The sequence below is a fragment of the Pseudoalteromonas sp. SR45-5 genome (genome assembly GCF_014163565.1).
Lineage (GTDB): Bacteria > Pseudomonadota > Gammaproteobacteria > Enterobacterales > Alteromonadaceae > Pseudoalteromonas > Pseudoalteromonas distincta.
The window spans coordinates 1-1,140 of record NZ_JACJDN010000916.1 but is presented as its reverse complement, the minus strand read 5'-3'; the positions used below and the strand labels follow the sequence as shown (position 1 = coordinate 1,140).

The window sequence follows — 1,140 nt, the reverse complement described above, 5'->3', positions numbered from 1 at the left end:
AATTGAGTTAGCCTCCCTATAACCGAGTAGTTATAAGCGAAGAATTGGTTTTCATATTCGCTTTAACAAGCATATACCAAAATTTTCTAACATTTTTTGGCATTGATTTATGTACATCTCGGAGTCCATTTTAGGCAAAATATATGCTAGTTGATCCTTGTCGCCATTAATATGCTTTACAGCATTTTTAGAGTAGTTAAATTTTTTGATTGCAAGTCGGGGCTTAGAGAAAAAATCAGGATTTGAATTATGGAAGTCCCATACCATTTTTTTTAAGTTTTGGTGTGAGCTTTCAAATCCATAAATTTCACTTAAACCAGATAATAATTCAGATGCTGCAGCAGATAAATGTAAGCTAGAAATAAAGCGTTCTTCATTGTACAGGTCGATAGCGTCTTCAATCATATCCATAGCAATATCACCTTTATGAATTTTCATAGTTCCCTCCGGTCTCCCTTAATATAATCAAGGACATTTTACATTTTTGAGTATTACACTCTACAAAAACACTAATAATTGAGTAGTAACTCCAAGTAATATAGCTACAAAATCAGATAAGTTAGTTCAAGCTATGTATATAAAGTAGTCCCTCAGAAGGTTTACTTTGCTGAAGGAAGTATTTATAAGATCTCTACCACAACATATTCGTGGGCTTTACCTGCAATTGTTAACGTAATTTCATCATCAATCTGTTTATTTAATAATTGCTTACCCATTGGTGCGCCGGGTGTTACAACAGCAATTGCATGTTGTTTAACATTTACGGTTAAACCACCTGCTGCAGGGCCTAAATAAAACCATTTTTGCGCTGCGTTATCATCTTCTAAACACACCAACGAACCGATAGCTATTTTGTCGGTTGGCTTTTCGTTAAAGGCAGGCTCAAACAATTCTATGCTTTTATAGCAATCGTTTACGCGCTGGGCTTGGCCTTGTGCTAAATAAGCGGCTTCGAGCCCTAGGGTATCGTATTTGTTTTCGGCTATGTTTTCTTCATGTGTGGCGGTGTCGTGCGCGGTTTTTGCCGCTACTTTTGCTGTTGTAAGCTGCGCTTCTAGCGCAAAGCGAAGATGTTCGATAACGTGGGTTTTATTCATGGGGATTAATACAATACAGGCAGTAAAAATAAGGCAGTTAGTT

2 protein-coding genes are annotated in these 1,140 nt (G+C 36.8%); both read right to left on the bottom strand.

Annotated features, from left to right (window positions below; genetic code table 11):
• Nucleotides 1-51 precede the first annotated feature (51 nt).
• On the bottom strand, nt 52-438 hold the full coding sequence (locus tag H5072_RS20055) for a hypothetical protein (protein WP_138488983.1): 387 nt from the start codon (nt 436-438) through the stop codon (nt 52-54).
• A 182-nt stretch (nt 439-620) separates the two neighbouring features.
• Nucleotides 621-1,097, bottom strand: a complete 477-nt coding sequence (locus tag H5072_RS20050; protein WP_007582643.1) for a GreA/GreB family elongation factor — start codon at nt 1,095-1,097, stop codon at nt 621-623.
• Nucleotides 1,098-1,140 lie beyond the last annotated feature (43 nt).

Coding starts and splice junctions, on each gene's coding strand:
- H5072_RS20055 (WP_138488983.1), bottom strand. CDS start 438: ATGAAAATTCATAAAGGTGATATTGCTATGGATATGATTGAAGACGCT.
- H5072_RS20050 (WP_007582643.1), bottom strand. CDS start 1,097: ATGAATAAAACCCACGTTATCGAACATCTTCGCTTTGCGCTAGAAGCG.